Annotated in this window: 4 protein-coding genes; all 4 read left to right on the plus strand. The window is 62.3% G+C overall.

Translation table 11 applies throughout. The features are described from left to right. A partial coding sequence (gene sdhC / locus NKG59_RS26340; protein ID WP_253543203.1) for a succinate dehydrogenase, cytochrome b556 subunit occupies window positions 1–378 on the plus strand: 378 nt, incomplete at its 5' end. An 11-nt stretch (window positions 379–389) separates the two neighbouring features. Next, window positions 390–755: a succinate dehydrogenase, hydrophobic membrane anchor protein gene (sdhD, locus tag NKG59_RS26345; protein ID WP_045206864.1), complete on the plus strand. Its 366-nt coding sequence runs from the start codon at window positions 390–392 to the stop codon at window positions 753–755. A 3-nt stretch (window positions 756–758) separates the two neighbouring features. Next, on the plus strand, window positions 759–2,537 hold the full coding sequence (sdhA, locus tag NKG59_RS26350; RefSeq protein WP_045206860.1) for a succinate dehydrogenase flavoprotein subunit: 1,779 nt from the start codon (window positions 759–761) through the stop codon (window positions 2,535–2,537). Between the two features lie 22 nt (window positions 2,538–2,559). After that, a complete protein-coding gene (locus tag NKG59_RS26355) occupies window positions 2,560–3,261 on the plus strand; it encodes a succinate dehydrogenase iron-sulfur subunit (RefSeq protein ID WP_009241007.1) in 702 nt (233 codons plus the stop codon). Window positions 3,262–3,263: the final 2 nt, after the last annotated feature.

Here is a 3,263-nt window from a genome sequence, read left to right on the forward strand (position 1 = left end):
TACAGGAACATCGGTTTGGGCGACATTGCCCGTTACCGCTTGCCCTGGGCCGGTAAGGTGTCCATCTTGCACCGTGCCAGCGGTGCGCTGATGTTCCTTCTTCTTCCGTTCGTGCTGTACTTGTTCGAGCAAAGTCTCACGTCGGAAATCAGTTTCGCCAAGTTCGCGGCGCTTCTGTCCAACGGCTTTGCCAAGGTTGTCGTCCTTGCCCTCATCTGGGCATACCTGCACCACTTCTGCGCCGGCATCCGTTACCTGATCCTCGATCTGCATATCGGCATCGACAAGGCCTCGGCCTCCAAGTCGGCTGTGAGCGTGCTGATCGTCAGCCTGCTGCTGACCGTCGTGTTCGGCGCCAAGCTGTTCGGCCTGTTCTGAGGAGTCGAATGATGGCAAATAACAATATTGGTCCCAAGCGCCTCGTTGTCGGCGCGCACTACGGCCTGAAGGACTTCCTCGCGCAGCGCGTCACCGCCGTGATCATGGCGGTCTACACCGTCGTGCTGCTGGTCTCGTTCCTGCTCTCCAAAGACACGTCTTACCAAAGCTGGGCGGGGCTGTTCTCCAACCAGTGGATGAAGATGCTGACGTTCCTGGCGTTCGTGTCGCTCACGTATCACGCCTGGATCGGTGTCCGTGACATCTGGATGGACTACGTGAAGCCCGTGGCAGTGCGTTTGACGCTGCAAGTGTTGACGATTCTGTGGCTCGTTGGTTGTGCGGGCTACGCAGCTCAGATTCTCTGGAGGGTTTAAGACATGGTCGCAGTCAAGACTGGGCTGCCGCGCCGCAAATTCGACGTCGTGATCGTCGGTGCGGGCGGTTCGGGCATGCGCGCATCGCTGCAGCTGGCAGAAGCCGGCCTCTCCGTGGCCGTGCTGTCCAAGGTTTTCCCCACCCGCTCGCACACCGTTGCGGCGCAGGGTGGTATCGGTGCTTCGCTGGGTAACATGAGCGAAGACAACTGGCACTATCACTTCTACGACACCGTCAAGGGCTCCGACTGGCTCGGCGACCAGGACGCGATCGAGTTCATGTGCCGCCAGGCACCGAACGTGGTCTATGAGCTGGAACACTTCGGCATGCCGTTCGACCGCAACGCCGACGGCACCATCTACCAGCGTCCGTTCGGCGGCCATACGTCGAACTACGGTGAGAAGCCCGTGCAGCGTGCCTGCGCCGCGGCTGACCGTACCGGCCACGCGCTGCTGCACACGCTGTATCAGCGTAACGTCAAGGCCAAGACCCACTTCTTCGTCGAATGGATGGCGCTGGACCTGATCCGCGACCAGGACGGCGACGTGCTGGGCGTGACCGCGCTGGAAATGGAAACCGGCGAGGTCTACATCCTCGAAGCGAAGACGACGCTGTTCGCCACGGGCGGTGCAGGTCGGATCTACGCAGCGTCCACCAACGCCTTCATCAACACCGGTGACGGCCTGGGCATGGCAGCGCGCGCGGGCGTCCCGCTGGAAGACATGGAGTTCTGGCAGTTCCACCCGACCGGCGTGGCCGGCGCGGGCGTGCTGATCACGGAAGGTGTGCGTGGCGAGGGCGGCATCCTGCGTAACAAGGATGGCGAGCGCTTCATGGAGCGCTATGCCCCGACGCTCAAGGATCTGGCGCCGCGTGACTTCGTGTCGCGCTCGATGGATCAGGAAATCAAGGAAGGCCGCGGCTGCGGCCCGAACGGCGACTACGTGCTGCTCGACCTGACCCACGTCGGTGCCGAGACCATCATGAAGCGCCTGCCGTCGATCCGCGAGATCGGCCTGAAGTTCGCCAACGTCGACGCCATCAAGGAACCGATTCCTGTGGTACCGACCATCCACTACCAGATGGGTGGCATTCCGACGAACTATCACGGCCAGGTCGTGGTGCCGAAGAACGGCAACCCGAACGAGGTCATCAACGGCTTCTACGCGATTGGCGAATGCTCGTGCGTGTCGGTGCACGGCGCCAACCGCCTGGGCACGAACTCGCTGCTCGACCTCGTGGTGTTCGGCCGTTCGGCGGGCAACCACATCATTGCGCAGAACCTGAAGAACCGCGAGCACAAGCCGTTGCCGGCCGATGCAGCGGACCGCGCACTGTCGCGCCTGGCCAAGCTCGATTCGTCCAGCTCGGGCGAGTACGCGCAGGACGTCGCCAACGACATCCGCCGCAACATGCAGTCGCACGCCGGCGTGTTCCGTACGCAAAAGCTGATGGATGAAGGCGTCGAGCGCATCCTGGAAGTGGCCGAGCGCGCTGGCAGCATCCACCTGAAGGACAAGTCCAAGGTGTTCAACACCGCGCGCGTCGAAGCGCTGGAAGTGGCCAACCTGGTGGAAGTGGCAAAGGCGACGATGGTGTCGGCCGCCGCCCGCAAGGAATCGCGCGGCGCCCACGCACACAGCGACTTCCCGAACCGCGACGACGAAAACTGGATGAAGCACTCGCTGTGGTACAGCGAAGGCAACCGCCTCGACTACAAGCCCGTGCAGTTGAAGCCGCTGTCGGTGGAATCGGTGCCGCCCAAGGCGCGTACGTTCTAACGGATAAGAAGGGCCCACAAAAATGAAGCGTATTTTTGAAGTCTATCGCTACGATCCGGACAAGGACGCAGCGCCCCGCATGCAGACCTACGAGGTTGAACTCGACGGTCACGAGCGCATGCTGCTCGACGCGCTGGTCAAGCTGAAGAAGCTCGACGAGTCGATCGCGTTCCGTCGCTCGTGCCGTGAAGGCGTGTGCGGCTCCGACGCCATGAACATCAACGGCAAGAACGGTCTGGCCTGCCTGACCAACATGCGTGAGCTGCCCGAGAAGATCGTGCTGCGCCCGCTGCCGGGGCTGCCCGTGGTGCGCGACCTGATCGTGGACATGACGCAGTTCTTCAACCAGTACCACTCGATCAAGCCGTACCTGATCAACGACGAGCCGCCGCCCGAGAAGGAGCGTCTGCAGTCGCCGGAAGAGCGTGAAGAGCTCGATGGCCTGTACGAGTGCATTCTGTGCGCGAGCTGCTCGACGTCGTGCCCGTCGTTCTGGTGGAACCCGGACAAGTTCGTCGGCCCGGCCGGTCTGCTGCAGGCGTATCGTTTCATCGCCGACAGCCGCGACCAGGCCACCAGCGAACGTCTGGACAATCTGGAAGATCCGTATCGCCTGTTCCGCTGCCACACCATCATGAACTGCGTCGATGTGTGCCCGAAGGGCCTGAACCCGACCAAGGCCATCGGCAAGATCAAGGAATTGATGGTGCGGCGCGCGGTGTAAGC

The sequence above is a fragment of the Ralstonia chuxiongensis genome, assembly GCF_024158925.1.
GTDB lineage: Bacteria > Pseudomonadota > Gammaproteobacteria > Burkholderiales > Burkholderiaceae > Ralstonia > Ralstonia chuxiongensis.

Excerpts from the sequence above, each read along its gene's own strand:
- sdhA (WP_045206860.1), top strand. The coding sequence starts at position 759 with ATGGTCGCAGTCAAGACTGGGCTGCCGCGCCGCAAATTCGACGTCGTG.
- sdhD (WP_045206864.1), top strand. The coding sequence starts at position 390 with ATGGCAAATAACAATATTGGTCCCAAGCGCCTCGTTGTCGGCGCGCAC.
- NKG59_RS26355 (WP_009241007.1), top strand. The coding sequence starts at position 2,560 with ATGAAGCGTATTTTTGAAGTCTATCGCTACGATCCGGACAAGGACGCA.